Source organism: Prosthecobacter sp., from assembly GCF_034366625.1.
GTDB lineage: Bacteria > Verrucomicrobiota > Verrucomicrobiia > Verrucomicrobiales > Verrucomicrobiaceae > Prosthecobacter.
Genome location: NZ_JAXMIH010000008.1, coordinates 787,353 through 813,930 on the forward strand (window position 1 = coordinate 787,353; position 26,578 = coordinate 813,930).

The 26,578-nt window shown below is 61.8% G+C and carries 22 protein-coding genes; 13 read left to right on the forward strand and 9 right to left on the reverse strand.

Annotated elements, in window-relative coordinates; translation table 11 throughout:
- The first annotated feature begins 9 nt into the window (after positions 1-9).
- From U1A53_RS11585 to U1A53_RS11620, 8 genes are read left to right on the forward strand one after another with little or no spacing between them, the layout of a single operon-like run.
- Positions 10-2,838, forward strand: a complete 2,829-nt coding sequence (locus U1A53_RS11585) for a hypothetical protein (RefSeq protein WP_322281038.1) — start codon at positions 10-12, stop codon at positions 2,836-2,838.
- Positions 2,835-3,770 (forward strand): MoxR family ATPase, encoded by a 936-nt coding sequence (locus U1A53_RS11590; RefSeq protein WP_322281040.1) that lies wholly within the window; start codon positions 2,835-2,837, stop codon positions 3,768-3,770. The genes U1A53_RS11585 and U1A53_RS11590 overlap by 4 nt, the downstream gene beginning before the upstream one ends.
- Positions 3,771-3,782: 12 nt before the next feature.
- Positions 3,783-4,955: a DUF58 domain-containing protein gene (locus U1A53_RS11595; protein ID WP_322281042.1), complete on the forward strand. Its 1,173-nt coding sequence runs from the start codon at positions 3,783-3,785 to the stop codon at positions 4,953-4,955.
- Positions 4,952-5,764, forward strand: a complete 813-nt coding sequence (locus U1A53_RS11600) for a hypothetical protein (RefSeq protein ID WP_322281043.1) — start codon at positions 4,952-4,954, stop codon at positions 5,762-5,764. Before U1A53_RS11595 ends, U1A53_RS11600 begins: the two co-directional genes overlap by 4 nt.
- The gene (locus U1A53_RS11605; protein WP_322281044.1) at positions 5,754-6,230 is read left to right on the forward strand and encodes a hypothetical protein; all 477 of its coding nucleotides are present in this window, start codon (positions 5,754-5,756) and stop codon (positions 6,228-6,230) included. Before U1A53_RS11600 ends, U1A53_RS11605 begins: the two co-directional genes overlap by 11 nt.
- Positions 6,227-6,568, forward strand: coding sequence for a hypothetical protein (locus U1A53_RS11610; RefSeq protein ID WP_322281045.1), 342 nt, complete (start codon positions 6,227-6,229; stop codon positions 6,566-6,568). The genes U1A53_RS11605 and U1A53_RS11610 overlap by 4 nt, the downstream gene beginning before the upstream one ends.
- A 7-nt stretch (positions 6,569-6,575) precedes the next feature.
- The gene (locus U1A53_RS11615; RefSeq protein ID WP_322281046.1) at positions 6,576-8,483 is read left to right on the forward strand and encodes a HEAT repeat domain-containing protein; all 1,908 of its coding nucleotides are present in this window, start codon (positions 6,576-6,578) and stop codon (positions 8,481-8,483) included.
- Positions 8,483-10,087: a tetratricopeptide repeat protein gene (locus tag U1A53_RS11620; protein ID WP_322281048.1), complete on the forward strand. Its 1,605-nt coding sequence runs from the start codon at positions 8,483-8,485 to the stop codon at positions 10,085-10,087. The genes U1A53_RS11615 and U1A53_RS11620 overlap by 1 nt, the downstream gene beginning before the upstream one ends.
- A gap of 7 nt (positions 10,088-10,094) precedes the next feature.
- Here the strand turns inward: U1A53_RS11620 and U1A53_RS11625 are convergent, their stop codons facing one another.
- On the reverse strand, positions 10,095-11,513 hold the full coding sequence (locus U1A53_RS11625; RefSeq protein ID WP_322281049.1) for a DUF362 domain-containing protein: 1,419 nt from the start codon (positions 11,511-11,513) through the stop codon (positions 10,095-10,097).
- Positions 11,514-11,580: 67 nt separating this feature from the next.
- Here U1A53_RS11625 and U1A53_RS11630 point away from each other — a divergent pair, with 67 nt between their 5' ends.
- Positions 11,581-12,279 carry a M23 family metallopeptidase gene (locus U1A53_RS11630; RefSeq protein WP_322281050.1) on the forward strand — a complete coding sequence of 233 codons (699 nt, stop codon included), beginning with the start codon at positions 11,581-11,583 and terminating at the stop codon, positions 12,277-12,279.
- 67 nt (positions 12,280-12,346) lie between these two features.
- Entirely contained in the window at positions 12,347-12,913 is a 567-nt protein-coding gene (locus tag U1A53_RS11635; RefSeq protein WP_322281051.1) for a hypothetical protein, read from the forward strand.
- A 9-nt stretch (positions 12,914-12,922) separates the two neighbouring features.
- On the opposite strand, the gene U1A53_RS11640 is transcribed toward U1A53_RS11635, so the two are convergent.
- The 4 genes from U1A53_RS11640 to U1A53_RS11655 form a co-directional block, all read right to left on the reverse strand.
- Positions 12,923-14,641 carry a hypothetical protein gene (locus tag U1A53_RS11640; protein WP_322281052.1) on the reverse strand — a complete coding sequence of 573 codons (1,719 nt, stop codon included), beginning with the start codon at positions 14,639-14,641 and terminating at the stop codon, positions 12,923-12,925.
- A gap of 9 nt (positions 14,642-14,650) precedes the next feature.
- Complete coding sequence (locus tag U1A53_RS11645) at positions 14,651-15,373, reverse strand: ABC transporter ATP-binding protein (protein WP_322281053.1); 723 nt, start codon at positions 15,371-15,373, stop codon at positions 14,651-14,653.
- Positions 15,374-15,476: 103 nt separating this feature from the next.
- Positions 15,477-16,988: a hypothetical protein gene (locus U1A53_RS11650; protein WP_322281055.1), complete on the reverse strand. Its 1,512-nt coding sequence runs from the start codon at positions 16,986-16,988 to the stop codon at positions 15,477-15,479.
- Between the two features lie 20 nt (positions 16,989-17,008).
- Positions 17,009-18,568, reverse strand: a complete 1,560-nt coding sequence (locus tag U1A53_RS11655; protein ID WP_322281056.1) for a PA14 domain-containing protein — start codon at positions 18,566-18,568, stop codon at positions 17,009-17,011.
- Between the two features lie 127 nt (positions 18,569-18,695).
- Between U1A53_RS11655 and U1A53_RS11660 the strand changes: the two genes are divergently transcribed.
- Positions 18,696-19,247: a hypothetical protein gene (locus U1A53_RS11660; RefSeq protein WP_322281057.1), complete on the forward strand. Its 552-nt coding sequence runs from the start codon at positions 18,696-18,698 to the stop codon at positions 19,245-19,247.
- Positions 19,248-19,260: 13 nt separating this feature from the next.
- Here the strand turns inward: U1A53_RS11660 and U1A53_RS11665 are convergent, their stop codons facing one another.
- On the reverse strand, positions 19,261-19,518 hold the full coding sequence (locus U1A53_RS11665) for a hypothetical protein (protein WP_322281058.1): 258 nt from the start codon (positions 19,516-19,518) through the stop codon (positions 19,261-19,263).
- A gap of 140 nt (positions 19,519-19,658) precedes the next feature.
- Between U1A53_RS11665 and U1A53_RS11670 the strand changes: the two genes are divergently transcribed.
- Positions 19,659-20,036 carry an ATP-dependent Clp protease adaptor ClpS gene (locus tag U1A53_RS11670; protein WP_322281059.1) on the forward strand — a complete coding sequence of 126 codons (378 nt, stop codon included), beginning with the start codon at positions 19,659-19,661 and terminating at the stop codon, positions 20,034-20,036.
- Here U1A53_RS11670 and U1A53_RS11675 read toward each other — a convergent pair whose 3' ends face one another.
- Positions 20,037-21,308, reverse strand: coding sequence for an MFS transporter (locus U1A53_RS11675; RefSeq protein ID WP_322281061.1), 1,272 nt, complete (start codon positions 21,306-21,308; stop codon positions 20,037-20,039). It abuts the gene before it with no gap.
- A gap of 164 nt (positions 21,309-21,472) precedes the next feature.
- Here U1A53_RS11675 and U1A53_RS11680 point away from each other — a divergent pair, with 164 nt between their 5' ends.
- Entirely contained in the window at positions 21,473-22,003 is a 531-nt protein-coding gene (locus U1A53_RS11680) for a ferritin (RefSeq protein ID WP_322281063.1), read from the forward strand.
- Between the two features lie 12 nt (positions 22,004-22,015).
- Here the strand turns inward: U1A53_RS11680 and U1A53_RS11685 are convergent, their stop codons facing one another.
- A complete protein-coding gene (locus U1A53_RS11685) occupies positions 22,016-24,559 on the reverse strand; it encodes a BatD family protein (protein WP_322281065.1) in 2,544 nt (847 codons plus the stop codon).
- A 5-nt stretch (positions 24,560-24,564) separates the two neighbouring features.
- A complete protein-coding gene (locus tag U1A53_RS11690) occupies positions 24,565-26,577 on the reverse strand; it encodes a VWA domain-containing protein (protein ID WP_322281066.1) in 2,013 nt (670 codons plus the stop codon).
- Position 26,578: the final 1 nt, after the last annotated feature.

Here is a 26,578-nt window from a genome sequence, read left to right on the forward strand (position 1 = left end):
CTCCTTTCCATGCGGACCTTCACTGCTGCGAAGAGCGTTCAAATGCCGGCACTGCTGGCACTGCTGCTGACTGTCGGAAGCGTGAAGGCGGCGGATGACGCCGCTATGCGGAAACTTCAGGCCGACCGCGAGCATTATGACAAGCAACTGAGCGCCTACCGTGAGATGCGCGACAAGGTGGAGCGCGGCCACGTTTCGGAGGCGCAGTGGCAGGCGGCGCAGGACATGGAGGATTTCGGCATGAACACGCTCAAGGAGCTGTCGGTGCTCAGCGCGGCACGCGACATCACGAAGGCGGTGAACCTCGACAAACTCTCGGTTGTTCCATTGCGCTCGAACCTTCCGTATGTGCTCTATGTCGCTGAAGCCGTTGAGAAAGCCTACAAGGCGGAGAAGGACTTGGAAAAGCATCGCGCCGAAGGACGCGCCGCTGATCCTGAGTATGCCAGATCGTATCAGGCGAAGCTGGATGAGGCGATCGCCCTTGTCGAACATTTGAAGCGCCCCGCGCAACTCGTGCAGCGAAAAGAATGGGCCTATGGGGACGAGAAAAAGATGGATTGCCTGACTGGAACGGCGTTGAGCGCGCTCTATGCGCTCAAAGCGGCGACGGTCGAGGGCAAGGACGAGCGCATGAGGTGGGGGACCAAGGCTGGCAAGGAGGTTTCGGAAACGCTGCTGAAGCTTCCCACCATCAACACATCATCGCCCACCACGTTGGGAGGCGTGCTCAATCCCCAGACCAACAGATCAGGCGTGCTGGCGCTCAACAAGGTTCTCGCAGAAACAGGCGCCCGCCTGATGGTGTCGGCCGTGGCGATCTCATGGTCTGATTCCATGCAAGCCGAGGCGTTGTTGCGAAAGGAGAACACGCTTTCCGATCTCAGCTACCGCATCATGGTGGCGGATTACGAGAGGGACAAAGTTCTCGCCGCTGAACGCAAAATCGAACGTGGGCGGCTTCTGAAGGAACCTGGAGGCATCAAGTTCAATGGTGAACGCGCTGACGAACTCGCCTTGAAACTCGACATCGACTCGGTCGCCTACGATCCCGTGCGCGGACGGTTGGTGGTCAGCGGCAAGAAGTCGGAGGAGGCCTTCGACATGGATGTGTTTGCCGATGTGCTGCGGCTCGCGGTCGAGGAACACGAGCCTTTTTTCAGCATGGACCCGTCGCGCATCGAGGACTGGGACAATTCTGGCAGCCGGTTTGCCGAAAAACTGCGCGGAAAATACAGCACAGAGCAACTTGCCGCCCGGGTGCGCAGCCTGTGTTCACAGCCGATCCAGCGCGGCAACCGCAGCTATTACTACGCAACCGCCTATGACCTTGATGCCGGGTTGTTTGCCGCGGCCAACGAAGGCCGGGACATCAGTTGCAAGCTGGTTTTTTCACCCAACTGGCTGCGCTATTCCAAGTTGGGCTGGATTCTTTATGAAGCGGACATGGCGATCAAGGCGGTGGCAGCCGGCTTTTTCCAACACTGGCCCGATGTGGCTCCCTCTCCCGCCTGGGAGCTGCCCGATTTCAATCCGACCTGGCTCAATCGTCATGAACATCATTCAGGTCGTGCGAATTTCGAACTCGATGAGGCCAGCGTGGTGGATGCGCACGGACGGCTCAGTCTGGCGGAGATCCGTCCGAAGCTCTACGTGACCTACCGGGAATCCGGCACGCATCAGGATGTTTTTCCCCAGCCTCCCGCGTGCAAGGCTGTCAGCGACCACTTTACGCGCAACTGGCACTTCTACGTCGATCGCCTGCCTGAACTGGGACGCCTACAGAATGTGTACAAGGCCTATGTGGCGGCGAAGTATCTCGTGCGTGAGCATCCTGGCCTGGCCGAGCGCATCCGTTTGCTGCCACGGCAGGCGGACTGGCCGGAGCAGCCGCCTTTGCGGAGCATTCGTCCCAACGTGGTTCGTGTTTGTTACGAAGGAGAGCGTCTCGTTCCGCTTGATGATGAGCAGCGCGTCTGGTGGGACATCGGTGGTGGCTTCGGTGGCGGTGCTGTGTTCAAGGTCGCGGAGAAGATTGATTTCTCGGGCCGCACGGCGGCTCCGGCCGCGTTGACCGGCGCCACTTTGCTCGATGCTGCTTCAACGCTCGATTTTGAGGAGCAGGGCGATCACGCGGCGCTCGCCTTTGAAATTGGAACCACGCCCATGCCGGGCGGTCCCATGTTTCGCACGGGAGTGCTGGTGGCTGGCGTGCTGCTGGGTGTGGCGCTCCTCGGCGCGTCCTTGCGGCGCTGGGACTGGCAGCAGATCGGGGCGTCTCAAAGCTGCCGTCACTGTGAGAAGGTGTACGCAGGTGTCGGCAGGGCGGCGTTGCTGGGCCATGCGCTGACGGCGGCAGGATTGTTCTGTTTGCTGGTGCTGCCGCTGCTGGCGGCATGGCGCGAGGGTGAAGTGCCGTGGACGAGGCTCGTGGTGGCCGTGCTGGTGCTGACGGGCGTGGCGGCTCTGCTCACGTTGACGGGGAGTTTGATCCTCGCGTGCATCCGGCGTGTCCGGCCTGCGGTGCCAGGGCATCGCGGCTGGGTGCCCGCGTTTTTCGTGGGCGGGCAGCTTTGCGGCTTCGTCATGCTTGTGGCGCTGTGGCAAAGCGGCGTGTCCGCCAATGCGGTTGGAATGGCGTGCCGACGCTTGCTTGGTTCTGCCTTGGGCGAGCGTTTGCTGGTGCAGTTTGGCGGCGCAGCTCCGCTGGCATGGGCGGCGTGGACGCTTGCCGCCGGTTTGCTCTTGGTGCTGCTTTCGCGCTGGGTGGTGCCGCTGATACTCGGCAGCCGTCCGCTGTTGTTTTCATCCTCCCAATCTCATCACCATTCCTCATGAAAGAGATCCATTCGGCACTCGACACGCTCGCACGCAACATCTCCACGGTGATCATCGGCAAGGATGATGCCATCCGCCTTGTCCTCGCCGCCTTGCTCTCGCGTGGTCATGTGCTGCTCGAAGACATGCCCGGTGTGGGAAAAACGATGCTCGCACGCGCGCTCGCGCGTTCAGTGGACTGCACCTTCAAGCGCATCCAATGCACACCCGACCTGCTGCCGGTGGATGTCACGGGCTATGTCGATCCAAGGACGCGTGAGTTCCGTCAGGGGCCGGTGTTTGGCCACATCGTGCTGGCCGATGAGCTGAACCGCGCCACGCCGCGCACGCAAAGCGCGCTGCTGGAGGCCATGGGTGAGGGGCAGGTCAGCATCGAAGGCGAAACGCACCAGTTGCCCGATCCCTTCATGGTGATTGCCACGCAGAATCCCGTGGAGCATCGCGGCGTGAATGATCTTCCAGAAGCGCAGCTCGACCGCTTTCAGATGCTGCTCTCACCCGGTTATCCCGACGAAGCGGAGGAGAAGCGCATCCTGCTCGCACGCGCTACAACGGACCCGATTCAAAGCCTTCAGCCCGTCATGAACGCGGCGACGCTGCGCGGCATCATGGCCAAGGTGCCGGAGGTGAAGCTTGCGGAGTCGCTCATCGATTACATCCTGGCGCTGGTGCGTGCCACGCGTGGTGATGAGGCGTTGCAGATCGGTGCGAGTCCACGTTCCGGCCTGCAATTGATGCATCTGGCGCGGGCCTATGCGCTGGTGCAAGGGCGTGCCTATGTGATTCCCGACGACATCAAGCTGCTGGCGCAGCATGTGCTGCCTCATCGGGTGTTTCCTGCCAGCACGTCCCAGGAGACGCTCAGCACGACCGCCTGGAAGCAGGAAATCGTCAGGCGCATCATCGCGACGGTGAAGGTGCCCGGAATTTGAAGCTCTCATCCCATGCTCAAGCCCACGCGAAATGACGCCACTCTCGATCACACCACCGCCGCGTGGTGTGTGGCGGCATTGGTGGTTGGAATCATCGTGGCACAGGTGTCTCCGCATCCCGATGCGTCGAAGGTCGTGGCGGTGCTGTTGCTGCTCGGAGCCGGCTGGGTGGCGGCGGCTACGTTTCTGACGCATGGAGCAGGTGATTCACTGCTGTGCGAGGTGCTGCGCCTGCCAGAGGATTTCCACGCGCTTGGCATCGTCACACTGCGCTTGCGTCTGGTGAACGCACATCGGCGACGCCCTGCGTTGTTTCTGCAATCTCATGTCCGCGTGCGTGCCGACGGCCGCATGTTGCCCTCACCGCCGTTCATTACGCCACAGCTCGCGCCGCGTGAGGCGGTGGAGCTGGAGTGGAGCATCACGATCAACATGCGTGGCGAGCATGAAATCGTGGACCTGCGCGTGCGCCGCTGCTTTCCGGGCAGCCTGGTGGTGTGCGAGCAGATTTTCCTGCTCCAACATCGCATGCTCGCGTTGCCTGCGGTTTACCGGCTGCAGGATCGTGCGGTGCAGTTGCTGATCGGCCGCCGTCATGCCGCCGGGCGACAACATGCCAGTCCGGCGGCGATGGAGGACTTCATTGGCGTGCGCTCCTATCGCGCGGGTGACAATCCGCGGCACATTCATCTCGTCACGTCGCTGCGCATGCCGGAGTATCCGATGGAACTCGCGGTGCGAGAGTTTGAAGATCCGACCGATGATGATGTGTGCCTCGTGCTCGACACCGGCATCGCCGAAGACGAGGAAGATCGTGAGCTGCTGCTCTACCGGCACGAGAAATCCCTGTCCTTCAGCGTGGCGCTGTGCCGTTTGTTGTGCGGACGCAAGTATAGGGTGCGGTTTCGTTTTCTGGATGCCGACGGGAAGGCCCGTGACCTGCGGATTCAACATCCCGTGCGCGATCTGGCCCGCCTGGAATCGTTGCTGGCACGTGTGAAGCCGATTTCATCGCGCAAAGCGGTCCAACAACTGCTGGGCAAACAGGCCGGACTCGGCGAGGCGGCGGTTTTGTTCATCAGCTTGCGTGAAATCGCGGAGGAAAGGCGCCAACCGCGTCTCGCGGTGCTGAGCGTGACGCCGGACTGGCAGATGTCACTCGTGCGGGAGGTGGTGGACTCATGAAAGCGCCGGGCCGCGAAGTTTATGAGCAGGAACGTGATGCCGCCGGGCAGACACCGCAGGAGTTCTTGCGCCACGCCGGTGAGGAACGATTTGAAGCCGCTTTGTTCGCCGATTCGTGGCATGTGTGGCCGGTGCTGGGTGCGCTGACTCTGGCATGGATCGCCAATGTGGTGCCGGGATGGCATGTCACGGGAATCGTTGCGATACTCGAAACGGCTGCGTTTGCCGGACTTGCCGCCCAGCAGGTTGAACCTTTGGGCAGCAGGAGGCGGTATCTGATGATTTATATCGTTTGGACGATGCTCGCATGCATCAGCGCACGGGGATCAACATCTGCTCTCGCTTGGCTGGCGGGTGGATTCGTGCTGAGTTGGATCGTGGTCACGGTTGTCGGCAAGGCCGCTGCGGATGTCGTGCGGATATGGCAGCGTGTGGCCTGCATCGGCTGGGTCATCAGCTTGTCATGGACCTCATTAGCCAGTGTGCCGGCTGCGTTTGCGCTCACCATCGCCGGGTTGATGATTTTTCTCGTGATTCGCATGGCATTGCGTCGCCAGCGCCAGTTTGTGGCTGTGGTGCTGCTGTGGGCGCTGTTGCATGCGCTCGCGCTTCGCAACGGCGAAGGCGCGCTTGCGCTGCATGTGGCGCTGATCGTGCCCGGTTTCTTCTGTCTCGTCATCGCTTGCTGGCGTTTTGGCGAAGCCAGCCTCGTGCGCTGGCCGCGCAGCATTTACCGCAGTTCGCCGTTGTGTCTGGTACCACGGCTGGATCAAAGCCGCGATCATCCTTTGAAAATCGATGTCCTCTGACCGTCCAGTTCTGCCACGCCAGTGGTTTCTGATCGCCGCTTTGATCGCGTTGATCGCGGCAAGTGCTGGCCTGTTGCTGATGCGTGGCGGTGCGGACCAGCAGCCATCACCCGTGCCGATTGATCGCCCCAAGGATGAGCCCGGGCCGATCAATCAGGAACCGGAGCCCGAGCCAAAGCCGAAACCACCACCACAACCTCCTCCTCCTGAGCCACCTCCGCCGCCGCCGAAAATCGACGAACCTCCGCCACCGCCAGCACCCGAGGCCTCCACGTCCTTTTCTTCTGGCAGCGGAGGTCCGAGCAAGCCGAATCCCTCCGTGGTGGCCGAACTGCCACCGCTGTGGGAATTGCTCATCCGCCCTTGGATGCCCTGGGCTGCCGCAGGCGCGTTGATGGCGCTGGCGTTTCTACAATGGCGTCGAAGACGGTCAGGAAACGGCAACGATTCATCCCAATCTTCATGATCCCGGCCGCTGAAGCACTCTGGACGCGACTTCTCGCCCTTCTGCGCGAGCAGGGACGCATGCCACTGCGTTCAGAGCCGCTCACGCCGCATGAGATCGCGCTGCATTGCCACGAGACCGACGGCGATGACCGCGTGCGGCGTTTTGTGGACGGCTTCTACTATCCGGCCCGCTTTGGGCAGACGACCGGCAGTCTGAGCGAGGCCGAGGCCACGGCGCTGTTGGACTCTTTTGAAAAACGCGCGGCGACTGCCGGCGACGACACGCATGGGAAATCCACGCATCGTCCGCTTTGCCAAATCTGCCAGCACCGGCCAGTGTCCGGCACCCCCGCCTGATTTCGCCATGCTCTCCGAGTTCCTCCTCAAACGCCAGATCGCGCAGTTGGTGCGCCGGTCGCACGATGCTTCGCGCATGGATCAGTATGATAGCATCACCGAGCTTGGGAAACTGCCTCCCAGCGACGAGTCCATCGCCTGCCTGATTCAGCACACGCGCGACCGGAACAGCGCCACCGGCGTGACGGCCGTTCGTGCCCTGGGCATGGTCAAGGACCGCCGCGCCACGGATCATCTCATGACGTTGTTGCAGGATGCGAATGGCTGGTTGGACGAGGAAGTCGCCAAATCCCTCGGTAATCCACATCACGCCAGCGCATTGCCTGCTCTGGCCGCCATCGCTCGTGGTTATGTGCGCGACTACAACGAAGCCTGGCGCATGGGCCGGGTGATTGAGATCATGCAGGCCATCGACCCGCTGGCCTGTCAGACGTACTTCGAAGACATGGCCCGTCCCGTGTTGGAGAGCGCTCTTCGTCAGTTGCAACGTGAGGAACTCGACAAGGCACGCCCCGCCTGGGCGGAACGATTTCTGGAGCAGAGCCAGCAACCGGCGGGGCTCGCAGCGCGGCGTGAATTGCAGGAGCATCTCGTCCGGCATCATCACAAGGTGATCATGAACAGTGGAAGTTTTGACGAGATAGGGACCTCGCTCGGATGGCTGCGTCAGATCATCCTGCCAGCGGCCGCGCAGGCTGTGGCGGAGTTCGTGCGCACGCCTTCACGCAAGGCCACCCGACGTGCGAGCTACCTCGTGTCAGACGATGACGACCCCGCCGTCCAATATCAGTGGTATGACGAAACCTGTTTCACCAGCGAGCTAGGACAGCCCGCCGGACCGGAGGAACAGGCGGAGTCGCAGGACGCCGCCAAGGCGCGTGAGGTTTACGCGGATACGGAGATCACACGTCGGCATCGTGAGAACATTTATCCTGTTTTGCTCGATCACGGCACTTCCGATGATCTCGCCACCTATGCGCAGCTTTGCCTCACGCAGCCATGCTACGATTTGTTCGTTTCGTCTTCTCAGCGAGATCCGAGCATACCGAAACTGAACCGGCTGGCGGCCATGCTGCGTCACGCGCAAAAGATGCCGCGTGCCGCCGAGCTGCTGCGGCTCATTCTCGCCGGTGATCGCACGCAACTGTGGGCAAGCGTGCGTGAGGCGCTCGCCAAAGGCATCGACTGGAAACCGCAGGCGGTGGAATTGCTGGAGCAGACGCAGTATCCGGCGCTGGACGATTTGCTGGCGTCCTGGATCGAGGGCGAATGGTCCACCGGCAAGCCGAGCCTGTTCACGCCTTTTCTCTCCCGCCGCAATCCTGTGCAGCTTGCGGAACTGGCAGCGCAGCACCTGCTTCGCTGCTCTTCCAGCGCCGCACGGCTCGAAGCGCGGCAAAGTGTGCTCGCCAGCGACGAGAAAGCACTGAATGTCGCGCGGAAACTGCATGAAAGCGGCGGCTGGGCGGACCGGCGTGACGCGCTGGCCATTCTGAGTTCGCTGAACAACTCCGAAGCAGAAACAGAACTGCGCGCATGGCTCGCCACCGAAACCGATCGGGAATGTCTCGCCGAAGTCGAGGAGCGACGCGGTGCGAAATTCGTGCAGCAATGCAAGGCCGCCGCTGCTCCAGAGCCTCCACCGGAACAACCTCAGACGCCTCCGTCTGCCGCGGTGGATCATGTGGCGCTGTGGAAGCGGGTGCAGAGTTGTTTGCAAAAACGTGGTGTTCCCACGGATGATGCGGCCACGCCGGGCGATCTGGCGCGTCGTGCCGATGAGCAGCTTGGCACCCGCGAGGTGAGCCGCTTTGTGTTTGAGTATTACTATCCCTCCGCCTACGGCGAGTCGCTGGCTCCGGATGTTGTCGCCACCGCGCAGGCCTGGGTTGAACAATTTGAGAGAGGCTCCTGATGCACGCCAAACACGACGAACTCTGGGCGCGCCTGCGCAATGTGCTCTCGGCCCGCGGTGCCCTGCCTGCGGGCAATGCCACGCCGGGCGAGATCGCCGCGCATGCCACAAGCGTGCTGCCCGGAGACGCGGTGCGGCGATTCGTTCACGACTACTACTACAAGCATCAGTTCGGCGCGACGGATGGCTTGCTCAGTGAGGCCGAGGCGCTGGCCCTTGTGGTGCAGGTGGAAGCATTGCCCGCCGTCAAAGCGCCGCCTGCAACGCAACCGCTGCAGAACAAATCCAGCGCTCCCTCGGAGCCCAAGGCGTCTCGTCCTGCACGCCAACCGCAAGAAGCGTTGGGTGTGAGTGATGGCGGCGATGAACCGGCGAGGAAACGCGTCGCCAAACCGGAACCCAAGCCGGTGCCACCTCCTGAGCCTGTTTCTTCGCCACCAGCGTCTGCACCGCCGCCGAAGGCTCCTGAACCTCCGCCCGTTCCGCCTCCGCAGCCTGCCGCTCCTTCGCCGCTGGATTCCGCTCATGCCAAAATGGATGCGGGTGACCATCAGGGGGCTGTTGCGTATTTTGAGGAGTATCTCCGGCAGCATCCCAAAGACATCACCGCCCACATGGATCTGGCCTATTGCCTGAACAAGCTGGGCCAGACGCAACGCGCTCTGGAGGTCGCGAGCCGTGCGCTTGCCTACGATCCCTCCGAGTCACTGCTGTGGAACAACATCGGCGTGTATGCCGACCGGCTGGAGCGTTTCGACGATGCCATCAACGCCTATCGTGAGGCGATCCGGCTCAATCCACGCAAGGCATTGTTCCATCGCAACCTCGGCCGGTTGTTGCAGGATCAGAAACGTCATGCCGAGGCGGCCGCGGCTTATCAGCAGGCCATCATTCTCGAAGCAGATGATGACGACTCACGGATGGAGGCCGTGCGCTGCCTCGACAAGGCAGGATCAGCCACGGCTGCGCTTGAAGCGGTGCGAAATCTTCTGGAACGCAAACCAGACTACGCCACGGCACGCAACTACCTCGGCTGCCTGCTGCTGGATGCCAAGGACTACACCAATGCCGCCGTGGCCTTCAAACTGGCTGCCGATGCCGTTCCCACGGAGCCGGTCTATTGGGAAAATCTGCGCATAGCGACGGAACGCCTCGGTTGGAAGAAGGAGGCGGGCGTTGCGGAGAAAAAAGCCGTCACGTTGCGACCTGAGCTAGTGAACCAGCGCAAAAACTCGCACGCGTTCATGGAATTCATCCTCTGGTGTGCCGCGTTGTGGCTGCTGGGCAAACAACTCGGCATCACCTCTCCACTGGTCGATAGCCCGCGTGTCGCCATCCAGGCATGCATGGCGCTGCTGGCAGTCATGATCCTGCGCGTGGGACTCAGCCCGGCCTTGCGCGGCTGCGCTCTCATGGTGGCCGGTGTGGCCTTCGTGATTTACGTCGACGTTGCTTCCGTCGATGACTTCAAGAAGCTGGACCTCGGCACGTGGGTCGGAGTGATTCAGGGCGTAGTCGGCGGACTGTTTGGACTCGCCCTCAATGGCGCGTTGCTGCTGGTTCCGTTCTTCCTGCGTGGCCGCGGCGGGAAGCTCCCGAATTGAATTCGGCTCAAGCGGCTTTCTTCGGCTGCTTCGCCAGCCGTTCATCGCTTTCCAGATGCCCGGCCCAGCCGAAGTGGCAGCGAAATTCGAAGCAATCGCGCATTTGCTCAAAGGGGCCGGTCCATTCGGGCTTGTTGGAGGCGACGGTGATGTCGGTGGGAGCGAAGCCGGTGATGGGGAGGCGCTGGATGGCGAAGGCGTCGTTGAGGAGGCGGGTTTTTTTCCAATTGAGGCCCATGAGCTGGGCGCTGACGCAATCGACGGCGACGGGGTGCGTGCCGGCGAGGATGACGCCGCTTGCGACGGGATCGCAGGACATGGGGCCGTCGCCATCGCCGCCGATGATGCCATCGACGATGGTGAGGTAGCGCAGCGGCTTCTCACGGCGTCTGCCAGTGCCGTCGAAGTAGAAGAAGCATTTGTGCAGATCGAGGATCATGCGCCAGGCGGTGTTGTTGCCGTGCCAGTTGCCAGAGCGGACGACTTCCTTGGTGTCACCGAAGATGACTCGGCCGAGTTTTTTGAGCGGGACGAAGAGCTTGGAGAGGAAGAAGCGGCCAAAGAGGATCTTTTTGGCAGTGCGCATGAGCGTGCCTTCGAGCGCGCGTTTGGCGGAGGATTCGGCGAACTGATCGCCACCTTCGGCGGGCGTGCCTTCGGTGTGGCGTGGCAGCCAGTTCGTGCGCGGCGTGGTGCCGACGAGATTTTTGAGCGCGACGGTGAGACCGACTTTCTTGTGCGTCTTGAGCTTGGGAATGTTGATGAGCACGTCCGCGTTCATCGGCGTGCGGCAGATGCGGTATTCGTGATGCGGGTCGGTGTGCTGGCGGTTCGTCGTGGCGAAGTCGAAGGAGGCTCCATAGAGCTTGCCGAGGCCAGGATGGCCGAGGAATTCGCTGTCGGCATCGAGATGGATGTCCACCGCACCGGAGGGATCGCTGGGCAGCTCGCGTTTGGCGATGGTGACGCCGTCATCGATGGTCCACTCCTCACAGCGCATGTCGAACAGGAGAAAGGCGACGCCGGGGAACTCTCGCGTGAGATCGGTGATGAGATCGTCGAGGCGTTGCAGGCGGCGGATAGTGGCGAAGGACGAATCACTTTGAGGTGCATCGCACAGCGTGACAGATCCATGACCTTGCAGCTTGCCTGCGGCCCAGCGGGCGACTTCGCGCACGACGGCGGGATGCGTGATGATGGTGAGCCAGCCGTTTTCATCCTCGGGCTTGCTGGCGTTGTGTTCTTTGACCCAGTTTGGCTTGAGGACGACGCGGTCGCCCGGCTTGATGAAATCACCGGGAAGATCCAGCGCGGCGATGGCGGCCTCGATCTGCTGACGCAGGGCATCAGCATCGTCGTAGCTGGCCTTGCCGCTGAAGACGGAGACTTTGGGAGAACCAAACGAGGAAGGGGAGGGCGTGTTCACGAAGATGGGGCTATTTAAGGGGGGCACGTTCTCTTTGCAACGCTGCGGCATCCGCCGAATCTCCGACATGAAGAAAGTGATGCGGATCATGCGCGTGATTTTGACCCTTGCCCTCGCGGCAGCGGTTGTCGGTGTGATCTGGCAGCGGCTGGGACCACGGTTGGAAGATTTGCCCGACTCCGCCGTGAAACCGAAGCCGCTCGACCCGGCGTTTGTGAGGCTGACGCCGCGTGAAACGGCCACGCTGCCGCTGGCGACGCGGTTCGACATGCCGCTGGGTTCGGAGCACGGCGCATTCACCTACAATGCGCGGGCGTTTCGCATCGAACGGCATCTGGGCGATGATTTGAACGGCATCGGCGGCGAGAATTCCGACCTGGGTGATCCCGTTTACGCGGCGGGAGCAGGACGAGTCGTGTATGCGGGCATTCCGCATGAAACTTGGGGCAAAATGATCCTCATCGCGCATCGCCTGCCGGAGGGAGATGAACTTGGCCCTGTGGTGCAGACGATGTATGCGCATCTGGAGTCGGTTCGTGTGCGCATGGGGCAGATCGTGCAGCGTGGAGATCCAATCGGCACGGTGGGCACGGCGAAATCAGCGCCGCTGGCCCATCTGCATTTCGAGGTGAGAATTGGGCCGTATGTGAATCCTGGCCAGGGATATGCTGACACGGCCTTGAACCGTGTCTCACCCGAACAGTTCATTCGAGCACACCGAGGTGCTGGAGGGGAGGTTTTGAACCCGGCGCCACAAAAAGACTGAATGTCGTGAAAGACGATTTGAAGGAAGCCGCATTGAATCCGTCATTCCCTCATCCATTCTCCAACCCATGCGTTTGATTTGTCTATTCTGCCTGCTGTGTCTTGTGACATCACAGGCGCAAGCCCAGCCGGTGAAATCGAAACCGGCGCGGCTCACCTGTGAAATGCTTTGTGCGGAGCTGTTCGCAGCGATCCGGGCGAATCCTGACAAACTGGTGATGCGGCTGGAGGAGGCATTGGTCATTAACGAATCCTGTGCAGGTGAGATCGTGACGGCGGCGATCGACGCGGTGAACGCCGAGCCGGCGCAGGTGCGCAAAATTGTGGAAACGGCCATGAGTGTCGCTCCCGCCCGTTTGGCCGTGATCACGGCGGCGGTGAAGCATTACTCGGCCCCGGTCCTCGTGGTGAACGCACAGGAGGAGGTGCGCCGGGCTGAACTGCCGGACGGGGTGAAGGTGAAGCCACTACAGGGTGAAGAAGTGCGGCGTGCGGAGCTGCCTTTGGCCACGCAGAGCAGTCCTGTCTTCGAAGTGCGGCGCGCGGAACCGGTCTCCACTGCACAGATCGTGGAGCAGAAGCCAGAACCGGAGTTCCACTTGATGAGCGTGCCGAAGGCGAAGCCGCTGAAATAGTGGGAAGGTTCAATCGGACACCCAGTCGAGTTTTCGAGAGCGGGCACGCCCATGAAAGATGCCGTACATGCATCGGGCGCAGAGCCCGGCACCTAGCGCAGGCAAGAGAGGCATCGCGATGGCCAGGACAAAAGAAAATACCAGCCCGAGCGCGAGCGGCGCGAGAACGAGATACCAGCACCAATGGCTGAGCACGGCGCTTCTGGCCGGACGGGAAACTTGTTGTAGACGATAATAAATGAAGGCTGGCCGAGCCATGATCCAGCACGCGCTGAGACTCGCCGCTGTCACGAGCAGCGCGGGAATGCGCTCCGGCTGTTTCAGGATGAAGCATTGAGCCGCCAGCACCGGCAGGGCGAGCGTGAGCGCGCCCAGCGTCCGCACGGCTGTGACGCGGAAGGAGACGCGCATCAGTTCGCGGACACCGATTGGCAATCCTGCGAAGCAGGGCATGGCGTGTTGTCCCAGCGGCCACGATTCTACAGCCATCGGGATGGAATTTGAAAGCGGATACCCCAAGCCTAGTAGCAAGGCCAGCGGAGCGATCCACAACCATGGCTCCATAGCATCAGGAGTGATCCAACTCGTGCCGAACTCGAACAAGGTATAGCCCAAAACGAGCAGCAGAATGCAGAGGCGCAGCGCCAGCCACCAACGGGTGGTCCAGCCGGGATCATAACCGATCAAAATCGGAGCGAGCATGCGATCCCTGCCGCGCAACGAGGCATAGGTCAGTTTTTCGATCCAGCCGGTGCAGGCTTTGGACGTCTCTCGTGCCATGATGCGGCTGATTTTTTCAGATACACTACCAAGTGCGGTGACAATCTCGTCAGTCACCTCCGGCGCTGTCACAGGCGCGGCCCCGGATTCATTCCATGTTTCGTCATCCCCATCATCAGAGCCGGGCTGGATGAAGCCTTCCAGAGTCTGGTCGAAGACGGCGGCATTTTTGTCCGGGAAACGCCGCCACAACCAGGCTCCGAGTCCCAGGCAGACAAGCGTCAGCATGGCGGACGATTCGTGTAATACACCGTGCATGGCCCACTTCGTGGGGAGCAGCCAGGAGGCGGGTTCGCACAATGCGGGAATCCAAGACGGTAGGCTGGTGGCGTGGGAGAGAGATTTTTCCCGCCACCAGGCATAGAGTAGCAGCATGAGCCAGGTCAGCAGGACGACACGCCAGACGTGGGCCACGCGCAGATTCAAAACGAGCGGCTCGTTGTTCAGCATCACGCAAGCCAGCATGACGAGCCACAGCAGCACGCCTACGGCCAGAACCTGCGGCCATGCGGCGGCCAGTGCAGGAAAGCCCTGCCAGGCAAAGGCGACCACCAGCATGCGCGGCAGCAGTGCGAGACTGTGACGTAATGTTTCACCCAGCGCCCAACGGTTGATGTCGCGTCCGCTCACGGGCAGATGATAAAGTGCGATCACAGTGGGGCTGGAGTCCAGCAGCCGCATGAGGCGCGCGTTCAGCAGCAACGCGGTGGCGGTGACGCCACCCGCGAGCATGAAGTCCCGCCACCCAGCATCACGGAACACCGGATGAAGGAAACCGCAGAGCACGAGCACGAACCAGCCGATGATCAATTCCCACAGCACGAATTTCAACGCGGCTTTGAGGCGCGGCCAGATGCGGATGTCGCTTTTCTCCATGACCACGCCATACAGCGCAGCACGCGCCATGCGCCGGAGGGTGGTTTCGCTTTCTGGATGATGAAAAAACATGGGAGGAGGTCAGCGCAGGCCGCGCAGCACATTTTCCTGGCCCTCGGGCGCGGATGCGATCATTTCCCGCACACGGGTGCTCGTTTCCCATAAAACAACATGTCCCTGCCGCAGGACGCACACATGATCGGAAAATTCCGCAGCCAGATCGACCATCTGCGTGGTGTAAATGAGCGTGCCGCCCGTGTCGGCAAGCTTACGCGCCAGCCGGCGGAACACGCCCATGCCGATCACATCCATGCCGGAGGCGAATGGTTCATCCACGAGCCACAATTCAGGCCGCACGACGGTGACGCAGGCCATGAACGCCTTCCAAAGCTGGCCGCGTGACAAGGAGCCCGCACTGCGGTCCAGCAGCGCCGCGATGCTGGTTTCCTCAAGCATGTGCGTGAGTTCCGCGTCGTGTTCTTCCACTCGAGCGTCATAAAGAGAAGCGAAGGTGGCGATGTTGGCCGCGATGCTGCGATCCATAAACATGAACGGCACATCCGGGGTGAAGAGCAGACGTTTGCGTAGCTCCAGCTTCTCGCGGCTGAACGTCTGCCCGTCGTAGCGGATCAGGCCCTGATCAGGAGCCAGCACACCTCCGAGCAGCGACAGCAGCGTGGATTTGCCAGCGCCATTCTCTCCGAGCACCGCGATGATCGAACTCGGAGGCACATTGAGATCCACGTGGTCGAGGGCGGTCGTTCTGCCGAAACGTTTCGACAGGTCGTTGAGTTCGATGTGCATTGCGGTGGAATAGGTCAAGGAGTGGTCAAGAGGTCAAGGAATGGACAGCAAAGTTCCAGGAACAATGCTTGACCACCTTGACGGGGCTTGACGCCTTGAACCGCTACTTCGCCGGAATCTCGTTCAGCGTGTAGTAGCCGACGGTGTGGAGCAGCGGCTGTTTTTCGGCATTCTTCACGCCGTCCAGGTGAAGCTCATGGATGTGGCCCTTGGTGAGCGGCGAAATCGTGAGGCGGACGAATTTGCCGTCTTCGGCGACCTTTGCGGCGGTGATCTTTGGCAGTATCTCGTCGATTTCATCGCCGCCGTATTGCTCGCGGTAGGCATAGGTGAACTCACGCATGGAGTAGCTCTTCACATCGCCGGCGGTGGCGGGATCAACGGGCTGGGTGAAGGTGAGTTCGAAGCCATCGGGCTTGGCGCGCATTTCATGCACTTCGAAGGGCGTTTTGCCGGTCCACTCACACTTTTCGAAGCAGAAGGGTTTTCCACCGCGCGCGCCCCAGCCACGATCACTGCCGCCGACGAAGACCCGGCCTTCCTCATCCATGCGTCCGCCGATCAGGCCACTGGCGAAACCGCCGCGGAAGGGAAAGACGACTCCCTGCTTGATGCCATTGATGGTTTCGAGGAAGACGCGGCTGAGATTGCTGTGGGACTGATCGGCAACGAAAAGTTGTTTGCTGAACGGGCCGAATTTGCCAGCGCTGAGGTCGCAGATGATGGCGGAGGCGGAGTTGCCGATTTTTCCGTGAACGAGATACACGGCGGGTGGGAGGAGTTCTTTGATGCGCTCGCGTTCCTTCACCATGCGGTCGGGATCGCCGCCGGGGCGGGCCTCTTTGCGGCTGCGTTCGCCTTGGAAAGCTTCGGGGACGGGATCGATCGGGCGCGGACCCATGTTTGGGGCTTTGTCATACCAGATGTTGCCTGCGGGATGACCTTGGAAGCTGCCGGGAACGAGATGCTGGAGCGTGCAGGAGCCGTGCCACGGTCCTTGGTTGTCGCAGTAATAGACCTCGCCATCGGCGTCGAAACCCATGCCGCCTGGACTGCGGATGCCGGAGCAGGTGGGAACCATGGTGCCGTCGGGTTTGATGCGCAGAGCCCAGCCACGGAAGGGCACGGAGCTGTTGAAGGAGCCGGTGAGGCAGAGCGTGACCCAGAGATCGCCTGCTTTGTCGAAGTTGGAGCCGATGGCGTACTCGTGATAGTCGCCAGAGACGCCCCAACTGTCATTCACGTTGTCGAAGACATCGGCACGGCCGTCGCCATCCACATCTTTGAGCCGGGTGATCTCATGGCGCGTGGTGGCGTAAATGTTTTTGTCTTTGGGGTTGTAGGCGATGCCCAGCACCTCGTGCAAGCCGCTGGCAAAGAGTTTGTAGTTCACGTTGGAAGGATCACTGCTGCCAGCACCGCTGACGATCCAGATTTCGCCGCGTCGTGTGCCCATGACGAGTTTGCCATCTGGCAAGAGATCGATGGAGCCAACTTCGAGCGCGGTTTCCTTGGGCGTCTGGAAGGTGGTGATCTTGTAGTAGTCGGCTTCGGCGGGATCAGCGGCCCAAAGCGAAGGGCCAAGGGCTAAGAGCAAAGAAAGAATGCGTTTCATGGCAGTGAATTGGCGAAGGATTACTGAGCCCACTGGTAAGTGATCGTGATTGTGCTGGCTTTGGCGGGGATGACGAGATTCTGGCCGGCAAGCTGGGCTCCTGTGGCGGTGACGCGGTAAGGTTTGGGGCTTTTGAACACGAACGAATCGTCCTTGGCTTCAAACGAGCCGACACCGATGCGATACCAGGCATTGGCTGGCAATGTGCCGCTGACTTTGACGGTGCGGATGAGTTTGGCAATGCTGTCGGCCTTGTTGCCGTTGCCTTCGGTGGCGAAGGATTCTTCGATCTCGGCTCCCTGCCAGGTGTAGCGGAAGGTGGGGAGGCGTTGGGCATCGAGTGTGTAGCCTTTCCATTCAAAGCCGTCGAAGCGCTTCATCTTGTCCCACTTTGGCCATTCGGCGTCGGCTTTGTCGGTAACATGGAAGGCGGGGGTGACTTCGCCGGTGGGCTGGAGCACGTCGTAGCCGAGCGGTTTCTCGTGGCCGCCGCCGCGTGAGTTCCAGTGTTTGGCGGCGTCAATGAACGCGCCACGCCAGATGAGGGCCAGGTTCATGCTCTCGGCGCTCCAGGCGAGATTGATGCCGCCGGGATAACCGACGCCGATGGCGCGGTTGCCCGCGCCTTGGATGAAATTGCGGTAAATGACCGGTTCGCCCTTCGCCACGAGGGGGATGGGATCGAACTCCTTCTGCTTCTTGGCCCCGCCTTTCCAGTGCGGATGCAGCCATTTCGACAGCGGCGTGATCTGGAAGTCGCTGCCTTTCCATGCGGCGTAGAGTTCGATCTGCCCGCCGCCCTGGAAGTATTCGAGGCGAAACTCATGCGCGCCTTTGTCGAGCGAGAGGCCCTTTTCCTTAATGTCGCTGGAAGGATGAACACCGTCGTGATTGATAACCTCCTTGCCATCGATGAGGATGCGTGCGCCATCGTCGCTGGCGAGGAAGAAACGATAGGATCCCTTCTTCGGCGCGATGAGCTTGCCGGTGTAAACGACGCCGAACTCGTTTTTGTAGTCGTCGAGCTTCACCTGGAGGAGATTGTCCTCGACCTTGCCTTCGCGATGCGGTTTGAGTTCGGAAAAATCCGGCAACTGCTTCCAGTTGCCGAGGTAGAGGGCGAACTGGAGATCGTGCAGGATGTCGCCTGCGGGCGCGACTTTCATCTCGCCGCGCATGGTGAGCGCGTGGCCGGGGAAGGTGCAGACGTAGGGGTAGCTGCCGGGTTTTTCGGGTGCGGTGAAGCTCAGTTCCTGTTTTTCATGCGGATTGAGCATTTTGGAGCTCAGCCAGATGCGCTTGTCATCGGGCAGCCAGTTGCGTTTCAGCGCTTCCTCGGGTTTTTCCATCTGCTTCATCGCCATGGCGGCGGTGTCGGTGCCGGGCTGGCAAAAGACGAGGTTGTGCGGGAGGTCGTCGCCGTTTTCGAAAAAGATTTTCACTGCCTGGCCGGGCTGCACGAGCAGCTCGCTGGCGTCGTACTTCATCTGCGCCGTCATCGTTTTGAGGGTGAAGACGGCGGGACCGGCAGCGCGAAGACTCGTGGCGGTGAAAAGGAGGACAAGCAGAGGGCGGATCATGGAGGCGCGGATTTACGAGGGGCATGGGCGCTGTCTTGCAGGGAAGCGGCGGCGTCAAATCCGTCCGCCATCGAATTCAGCCGCACTTTGAGCTTGGCGGAGGCCCATGAATTTGATTATCTAGGGCATGCACGAACGCACCTGGCATCTGCTCAAAGCCTCGGACAAGGAAGTCTATGGCCCCATCGATCTCGAAACAATGCGCGGCTGGGCTGCCGATGCGAAAATTTCGCCGCTCGACAAGATTTCCAGTGATAACCGCATGAGCTGGCAGCGTGCACCGATGATTCCAGACCTGCAGATGGATCTGCTGGTGCAGATGCCGGACAATTACCTCTATGGCCCGACGAACGTGGCGACGATCCAGGAGTTTCTGGCCACGGGGGAAATCGACGAGAACGTGACGATCATCAACTGTCTGGACAACACAGAGGCGCGGCTGTCCGAGCTGGGCTGGTTCAAGGCCAGCCCGCATCATGTGCGCAGCGCGGCCACGACCTTGCTCGGCACCGGGCGAACGGATGAAAAATCCGGCGCGGGGGATGTCATGCAACAGTCACGCATCACCACGCTGGAAAAGCAGGTGATGGAACTGCAGCGGGTGGTGGATGAATGGCAGCAGGCCTACAGCAGTCTGCGCCAGCAGTTTGTCGAGGCCACAGGCCGCGAGCCGATGTAAAACGCCTGCCCGGTCAGGCGGCGTCTGTTTCGTCGTTGTCTTTCAATCCGGGCAGTTCCTTGGCCTTGTCGGCGTAGCGGTCGAAGCGGTTGGAGAGAATCAGCAGCGTGGGCGCCCACAAGCCGATGAAGATGCCGAAGCGTTCGGCATGCGCCTGCTCTTCGGGAGAGTCGCCATTGAGAAACCACCAGATCCAGATGGAGAGCAGGATGGAGAGCATGCCCGCCTGGAAACAGATCGTGCTGAGAGTGCGGCAGATGGAAGGATTCATGGAGCATGATTGTCACGCCCCCACGCCCTCCGGCAAGCATTCACTGCCCTCAGCGCAAAGCTGGCGCAGCAAATCGCAGTCATGGGTTGGATGCGGAGGACGCTTGAGAGACAGCGGGGCCGGGGCATAGTGAGCCAAGAATGTTTTCCAACGCTGACATCCGCTGTGCCACGGCTCCGGTGGTTCCGAAGAGGCCCCAGGTCGCCCCGCACCAGCCGCGCTCGCTGCCGCAGACAGCTCCGCCCGAGCTGGAGCCGCCGTGGCATGTCATCCTGCTGGATGACGAAGTTCACACGCACGAATATGTCATCGAGATGCTGGGAGCGATCTTTGGCCATGCGCACGATCTGGCGCTGAAAATGGCGAAGGAGGTGCATGCCAGCGGACGCGTGATCGTCGCGACAGTTCACAAGGAGCTGGCGGAACTGCGCCAGCAGCAGATCGAGGAGTATGGTCCTGACAAACGTGTGCCGGAGTGCAAGGTCTCCATGCGTGCGACCATCGAGTGCGCGGAGTAGCTACGCACGTCGTTCGCGTGGCTCGGGAATTCCGCGCAGGATCAGAATGGAAACGAGCGAGAGGACTGCCGCAAGACAGGCGACGAGGTAAAACGAGCCGCTCATGGAGTAGATCACGCCTCCGAGGCTGGTGGCGAGCAGCAGCGCCCACACATTGCAGAAGCCGAGCACGGCCTGGAGCGTGGAACGTCGCTCCGGCGGGCAGAGTTCGGCGGTGAGCGTCAGATCTCCCACCCGGTCCAGAAACAGACCAAAACCGAGGACGAAATAGGCGGCGGTGAAGCCGCTGAACGACTGAGTCAGGCATACCCAGACGCACATCACCACGCAGACGAGGCGCGAGAGGATGAGCAGCACCTTGCCGCCGCGGTGATAGCCCAGCCAGGCCGCGAGCACGCTGCCGAGGATGGTGCCGATGTTCTGGAAAGAAACGAAGTGTCCCTCATCCGCCTCCGGTCTGCCCGTGGTGTGCAGCGCGTGCAGCGTGAGGAAGGAGACGACCATCAAATAACCCATGCCGGTGAAGCGTGCGGCGATCATCTTGAGAAGCTGAGGCTGCGCGCCCAGCAGGCCCGGCAGGCTGCGCAGATAGCTCCAGTAGCTGCCGGCAGGCGGATGATAGTGATGCGCGGCGGGTAGCTCGCGCATGAACGCCTGCGAGAGCCAGGACAGGAACAAAAAGCCGAAGGTGGCCAGATGCAGAATCGCGTAGCCGCGCTGCCCAGGCGCATGTGTGAGCACCTGATGGATCACCGCGCCTGCCCCCATGCCGATGCAGGCCTGGGTGATGTAACGCGCGGCCCAGCCCGCCGCACGGATGCGCTCCGGTACCATGCGCGTGACCATTTCCATCCACGCCACCACGCCGATGCCACCGATCAGGCCGGAGATCACCGGCGTCAGCACCACCACCGGCAGCAGCCACGCGCCCGCATCCTGCATGAACCACAACAGCAGACCTGCGATGAGATACGGCAGTCGTTGCAGCAGGCCAAAGGTCATCACCCAGGGCTTGAAGCGTGTCAGGCGCTCTACCAGCGGTGACACAAACAGCCCCGCCATGGCGAAGGCGGCCGGCAGGAGCGCCGGCATGATAGCGATGATCGCGGAGCGTCCGCCGAGCTGCTCCACCATCTTCGGCATCACCGTTTCCGGCTGGAGAAATGCCACCCCGCCCATGTACAATCCACCCTCCAGGCAGTGGCAGAGGAAATTTCGCCGCACGACCTGCGGGTGATGTTCGTGATGGGGTGATGCGGCGGGCTGGGGCATCGCGGGAGGCATTCATCGTGGCGCAGGCTGGCCCAAAGGAAAGTGAATCGTCCCTCACTCCGCCTTGCAGCAGCATTCTGCCTGCATAAAAAATCATCCGAGCAGCCTTGCGCTGCGTTCCCACTGCTGGTTCAATCACGTCACACCCAAACCCAACGCGCGTCATGACACTCAATTCCAAACTCACCAAACTCCTCAACGAGCAGATCAACAACGAGATGAGCTCCAGCTACGTTTACCTCGCCATGGCCGCATGGTTTGAGCAGACGGCCTACGCGGGCTTTGCCCAGTGGATGTTCACCCAGAGCCGTGAGGAGACCATGCACGCGCTGAAGTTTTACCAATACCTCGCCGATCGCGACGCGAAGGTCGAGCTCCAGCCCATCGCCAAGCCCAAGGCGGACTTCAAATCACCCATCGATGTCTTCCAGCACAGTCTGAAGCAGGAGGAGAAGGTCACCCAGCAGATCAACGATCTCTTTGAAGTCGCCGAGCAGGTGCGGGATCACGCCTCGAAAAATCTGCTGCTCTGGTTCCTCAACGAGCAGATGGAGGAGGAGAAGATCGTGCGCGACATGCTCGACCGCCTCAAACTCGCCGACAATGACACTGCCAGCCTGCTGGTGCTCGACCGCGAGGCCGGCAGCCGTCCGGGCGGTGGTGGTGGCCGGTCCGGTGGCGGCGCGGGCGCGTAATCGCCAGTCTGCTCACGGCAACAGCGTCACCTCCCACGGCCAGAGTGGCGTGCAGGTGGCGGATTCGACCCAGCCACGGACGGGGTCGGTGCCGCTGGGGATTTCGACGTAGCTCCAGGCGCCGCGTTTTTCCAGCAGGCGCACCTGGCTGCCGGGGGGAATGTCGATGACACTGCCGGAGGTGAGCGTGGCGGCGGTGTAGGCGCTGACTTCCTTGGCGGTGACGACCATGACATCCTTCACGCGCTGGCCTGGTTCGGGGCGGATGGCGGCGAAGGTGGCGGAGGGAATGAAGAGCAGGATGCCCACGACGCTGAAGACGAGGGCGCAGGTGCCGCCGGAGGACTTGCGAGAGGAGGCGAGGATGCAGCGCATGATGGCCAGCAGGATGAGCCACACACCGGCCGAGGCGGCGATGATCCAGGTGTTTTTGCCCAGCAGCAGGCTCCATTCGGCCAGCGGGGATTCTTCCTGGAAGCGGAAAAAGCGCAGCTTCTCATCGAGATGCCGCAGGTTCTGCCGCACCTCGGGATTCGCCGGTTCCAGCAAGTGCGCGCGCTGATACCACATGGCCGCGCGGCCCAGATCTTCCTGCCGGTAGCGTGCATGGGCGATGAGTGAGAAGACGGCGGCGCTCAAAGCGGGCGGATTCTGCCGGGTGAGCGATTCACCGAGGTACTGCGCCTGGGTGAACTTGCCTTTTTCCAAAGCCTCACGCGCTTGCCGGTAAAGCTCGTCGGGAGATTCGTCCGCGGCGGCGGCATGAACCGTGAGCGTGGCCAAAGCGGCGATGAACAGGGCCGCGCGTCTCAGCAGCGGTGCCAGCATGGTCAAAATGCGGCTGCGTTCGCCCGTGCCGAGCGCTTCTGCTGCCACCGGCACGGCGGTGAAGCTCTGCGTTTCATAGCGGTGGAGGATCTGCTTCAACTCCGCGTCCTGAACCTCACCGGGCTGGCTGCGATGGATGAAATGGGCGGCACGCTGGAGGAATTCACGATCATCCAGATTTTGCTGCTCGAGTCCGCGCCATAGTTGCTGCAACTCGCCACGCAGGCCGTGGGTGACTTCCTCTCGATGGCGTCGGAACCATGCGAAGAGTGTGGCAAAGATCACGAGTGCCGCCGGAATGGACTGAATCGCCCAAAAGCGCGCGCTGGTGGTGAGCGGTGCGCTGACGGTGGCGGTGTTCAGCCAGTTCGCCTTCGCGGGGACGGTCATGAGGATGTCGCTGATGTTGGGCTTCGGCTGCTGCACAGGCGGCGGCTTGGGCGCCTCGGTGCCACTGCTGCCCGTCGTGCCAGTGGCAGCGGCGATCGCCGCGCCGGGCGTGACGCGCAGCGGAATGGGAGCGGTGCGGGCGGCGACGTATTTTTTTTCCGTGGGGCTGAAGAAGCTCAGTTCAAACGGCGGCAGCTCGGCATGCACCTTTTCCGGCACAAACACCATCGAATAGCCGATGCGGCGCTGCGCGGTGGGCGTGATGTTCGGATCGACCGGCCCATCGACGTTGTAGCGGCGCGGCGGATAGGCCTTCCAGCCGTCGGGCGGCATGAGGCTGGGCGGATTGAGTGCATCGAAATTGCCGCTGCCATCAATCGTGATGTCCACGGCCAGCGGATCGCCCACGGCGAGTTCGTTCGGCGTGGCGGTGGCGCTGATGCTGAAATCACCGACGGCACCGCTGAAGTTCGCGGGTTTGCCCTCGGCAGGCAGTGGCAGCACCTTGACCTTCACCTCCTGGCTTTTGACCACCTGTTTGCGCGTCTCGGCGTTGCCCATGATCATGCCAAAGGGCAGGCTGCGGCGCATCTGACGCGGGTCATCCTGGTCATACACTTCGTACAACAGCTCGCAGTTGGCGGGGCCTACTTTCAACTCGCCCGCGTGCAGGGCGGACAGCGTGCTGCGGTAGGTGATGACGATGTAGCCGACGCCGTTGATGACGGTCTCCGCCTGGTCGGCCTGCTGCGGGAAGCGGGCGATGGCGAAGTCGTTCTTGGTCACCTCGATGAGGCCGACGCGGCGCAGCATCACGCTGCGTGGCACGAACAGACTGGCGCTGATGGGCACGACCTCGCCCTGATAGACCTCCGTTTTGCCGACTTCGATCTGGAACAGCGGCACGTTGGCGTCATCGGCTGAATTCGGCGGCGTGGCGGGAGTGGGAGACTCGGAAACGATGAGGCGGACCTCGTTGGTCTTGAGAATTTCCCCGTTCACCTGCACTTCCTGCGGCGGAATGACAAATTCACCCGGTTCCGTGCCGGCGACGCCCCAGGAGAGCTGGGTGGAGAAAATCCGCTGATTGCCGCGGATCTCGATGTTCTGCGCGGAGGAGAGGCCGGAGTTCATGCCGACCTGCACCGGCAGCCGCAACTGCGGCACGCTTTGCACGGTGCCGTTCTGCACCGTGATGACGTAAGTGACCACCTGGCCGGTGTGCGCGCGGTCGGGCTGCAAGTACGCGCGCACCGTCGCCGCAGTGGCGCTGCCGCCGGTCAGCAGCGCCAAGGCCAGCGCGCCTGTTCTGATCAAGAGTGTCGGGAGGGCGGGCATGCGGTTCACCAGTCTTTTTTGTTCACGGGCGGGGTGTGGTAGCGATTGGTCGGCGGCGCTGTGATCTCGTCCATGTACTGGCGGATGATGCCCTCGGCCTCGCCGGGGGTGTAACCGGTGCGCGGATTGCGCTGGTCGGTGGGAAGAGTGCCTTTGGCCGTCTGTTTCTTTTCATCGCCGCCGTCGCCGGGTTTCTGGCCTTGCTTGCCCTGCTGGCCGTCTTTTTCACCCTCTTTGTCACCACCGGCGGCTTGCAGGCGGCCTTCGGGGAGTTCTTTGGCGTCTTTGCCGCCGATGCCGTCGTCAGCCTCCTTCTTTTCGCCTTTGCCTTCCTGTTCTTTTTTCTCGCCTTCGCCGTTGGGGTCGCTGCCTTGCTTGCCAGCGCCTTCCTCGTCGCCTTCTTCACCTTCCTGGCCTTCGCCTTTCTGACCTTGCTGGCCCTTTTGTCCTTTTTGACCCTTCTGGCCTTTGTTGCCCTGCTGCTCCTCCATCTGCTTCATGATCTTGCGAAGCTCGTCGAGCATTTTGGCCACGTGATCGCGGTTCTCGCGCAGTTCTTTGTTGTCAGGGTCGAGTTCGAGCGCGGCATCGAGGTGGCGCAGGGCATCCGTCCAGCGCTGGATGGTGATCTTCGGCTGCTGCTGCAGGCCGCGGGCGCCTTGATCGTAAAGCGTGTGGCCGATGCCGCGGTGGGCGCGTGCGCGCAGGGATTGGTCCTGCGTGTGCAGCACCTCGCTGAAGTTCTTCACGCTGCCATCGTAGTTGGTGAGCTCATGCTCGGTGGCGGCTAGGCCGTACAGCAGTTCCTGGCGCGCGGCTTCGCCGTAGCCCTTCTGCTTCAGCAGCTTTTCGTAAAGATTGCGGGCGCGGGCGAAATCACGGCTCTGGAGGGCTTCACTGGCATCCGCGGGCGTCGGACCGCCCGGCTTGAAAATGGAGGCGAGCGTCTCGCGGATATTGAACGCATGCGCGGACGGTGAAGGGGCGAAGGCGGCGACGGCCAGCGCCAGCATGACCGGGCGTGCGGAGGGGCGGGGCAGGGAGCTGATGATCCAGGCGAGCATGAGGAGGATTATACCCAGACCGAGCGGCCAGGCAAAGCGCTCAATCGGTCGCGAAGTCTGGCGGTTGGCGGACTGCTGCTCGGTCAGGCGGTTGAGCACGGGCAGGATGGAATTGCGATTGAGCGGCTGGGCGCCGAGTTTGAGGAAACGCCCGCCGGTGGCGGAGGCAAGCTGCTGCAGCACGCCGCTTTCAAGGCGCGAACGCACCACATTGCCGGCCTCATCGCGAATGTAGTCACCGTCGATCTCGGGATTGGGGATGAGCGTGCCGCCTTCCGTGCCAACGCCGACGGTGACGACGATGACGCCCGCAGTGGTGAGGCGCTGGATGTAGGGGACGAGGTTGGCATCCGCATCACCGCCATCGCTGAAAATGACCAGTGCGTAATTGCTCTTCGGCAGGTTTTTGATCGCGCGTAGCGTCACATCCAGCAGATCGCCGATGTTGCTGCCACCCCACTCGATGATGGTATGGTCGAAGGCCAGCAGCGATTCGATGATGGCGTCGTGATCGGTCGTCAACGGTGCCTGGAGATAGGCGCGCCCGGCGAAGGCCAGCAGGCCGACGCGCTCACCGGCGAGTTCGATCACCAAGTCGTGCGCGGCCAGCCGCGCACGGGTAAGGCGGTCCGGCGGCACGTCACGCGCGAGCATGGAGCGCGAGGTGTCGATGGCGATGAAGACGTTGCGGCCTTTGTCAGGCACTTCGAGCCGTTCCTCGCCCCAGCGCGGCTGGGCGACGGCCACGATGATGCAGGCCATGGCAAACGCATAGAGCGCGTAAATGAACCATGAGCGCCAGAGCGACCTGCCGATGACAAGCGCGGGCCGCAGCCGTGCCGCGGTGAACAGGCGCTCTGCCTGCGAGCCGTGCGCATCCACCCACAGCTTCAATCCCATGAGCGCGGGAATGATCAGCAGGAACCAGAGCAGATGTTCGTGGGCAAAGGTCATG

Coding starts and splice junctions, on each gene's coding strand:
- U1A53_RS11600 (WP_322281043.1), top strand. CDS start 4,952: ATGAAAGCGCCGGGCCGCGAAGTTTATGAGCAGGAACGTGATGCCGCC.
- U1A53_RS11680 (WP_322281063.1), top strand. CDS start 21,473: ATGACACTCAATTCCAAACTCACCAAACTCCTCAACGAGCAGATCAAC.
- U1A53_RS11685 (WP_322281065.1), bottom strand. CDS start 24,559: ATGCCCGCCCTCCCGACACTCTTGATCAGAACAGGCGCGCTGGCCTTG.
- U1A53_RS11670 (WP_322281059.1), top strand. CDS start 19,659: ATGTTTTCCAACGCTGACATCCGCTGTGCCACGGCTCCGGTGGTTCCG.
- U1A53_RS11675 (WP_322281061.1), bottom strand. CDS start 21,308: ATGCCCCAGCCCGCCGCATCACCCCATCACGAACATCACCCGCAGGTC.
- U1A53_RS11690 (WP_322281066.1), bottom strand. CDS start 26,577: ATGACCTTTGCCCACGAACATCTGCTCTGGTTCCTGCTGATCATTCCC.
- U1A53_RS11595 (WP_322281042.1), top strand. CDS start 3,783: ATGCTCAAGCCCACGCGAAATGACGCCACTCTCGATCACACCACCGCC.
- U1A53_RS11665 (WP_322281058.1), bottom strand. CDS start 19,518: ATGAATCCTTCCATCTGCCGCACTCTCAGCACGATCTGTTTCCAGGCG.
- U1A53_RS11615 (WP_322281046.1), top strand. CDS start 6,576: ATGCTCTCCGAGTTCCTCCTCAAACGCCAGATCGCGCAGTTGGTGCGC.
- U1A53_RS11655 (WP_322281056.1), bottom strand. CDS start 18,568: ATGATCCGCCCTCTGCTTGTCCTCCTTTTCACCGCCACGAGTCTTCGC.
- U1A53_RS11610 (WP_322281045.1), top strand. CDS start 6,227: ATGATCCCGGCCGCTGAAGCACTCTGGACGCGACTTCTCGCCCTTCTG.
- U1A53_RS11605 (WP_322281044.1), top strand. CDS start 5,754: ATGTCCTCTGACCGTCCAGTTCTGCCACGCCAGTGGTTTCTGATCGCC.
- U1A53_RS11620 (WP_322281048.1), top strand. CDS start 8,483: ATGCACGCCAAACACGACGAACTCTGGGCGCGCCTGCGCAATGTGCTC.
- U1A53_RS11660 (WP_322281057.1), top strand. CDS start 18,696: ATGCACGAACGCACCTGGCATCTGCTCAAAGCCTCGGACAAGGAAGTC.
- U1A53_RS11630 (WP_322281050.1), top strand. CDS start 11,581: ATGAAGAAAGTGATGCGGATCATGCGCGTGATTTTGACCCTTGCCCTC.
- U1A53_RS11645 (WP_322281053.1), bottom strand. CDS start 15,373: ATGCACATCGAACTCAACGACCTGTCGAAACGTTTCGGCAGAACGACC.
- U1A53_RS11635 (WP_322281051.1), top strand. CDS start 12,347: ATGCGTTTGATTTGTCTATTCTGCCTGCTGTGTCTTGTGACATCACAG.
- U1A53_RS11585 (WP_322281038.1), top strand. CDS start 10: ATGCGGACCTTCACTGCTGCGAAGAGCGTTCAAATGCCGGCACTGCTG.
- U1A53_RS11650 (WP_322281055.1), bottom strand. CDS start 16,988: ATGAAACGCATTCTTTCTTTGCTCTTAGCCCTTGGCCCTTCGCTTTGG.
- U1A53_RS11590 (WP_322281040.1), top strand. CDS start 2,835: ATGAAAGAGATCCATTCGGCACTCGACACGCTCGCACGCAACATCTCC.
- U1A53_RS11640 (WP_322281052.1), bottom strand. CDS start 14,641: ATGTTTTTTCATCATCCAGAAAGCGAAACCACCCTCCGGCGCATGGCG.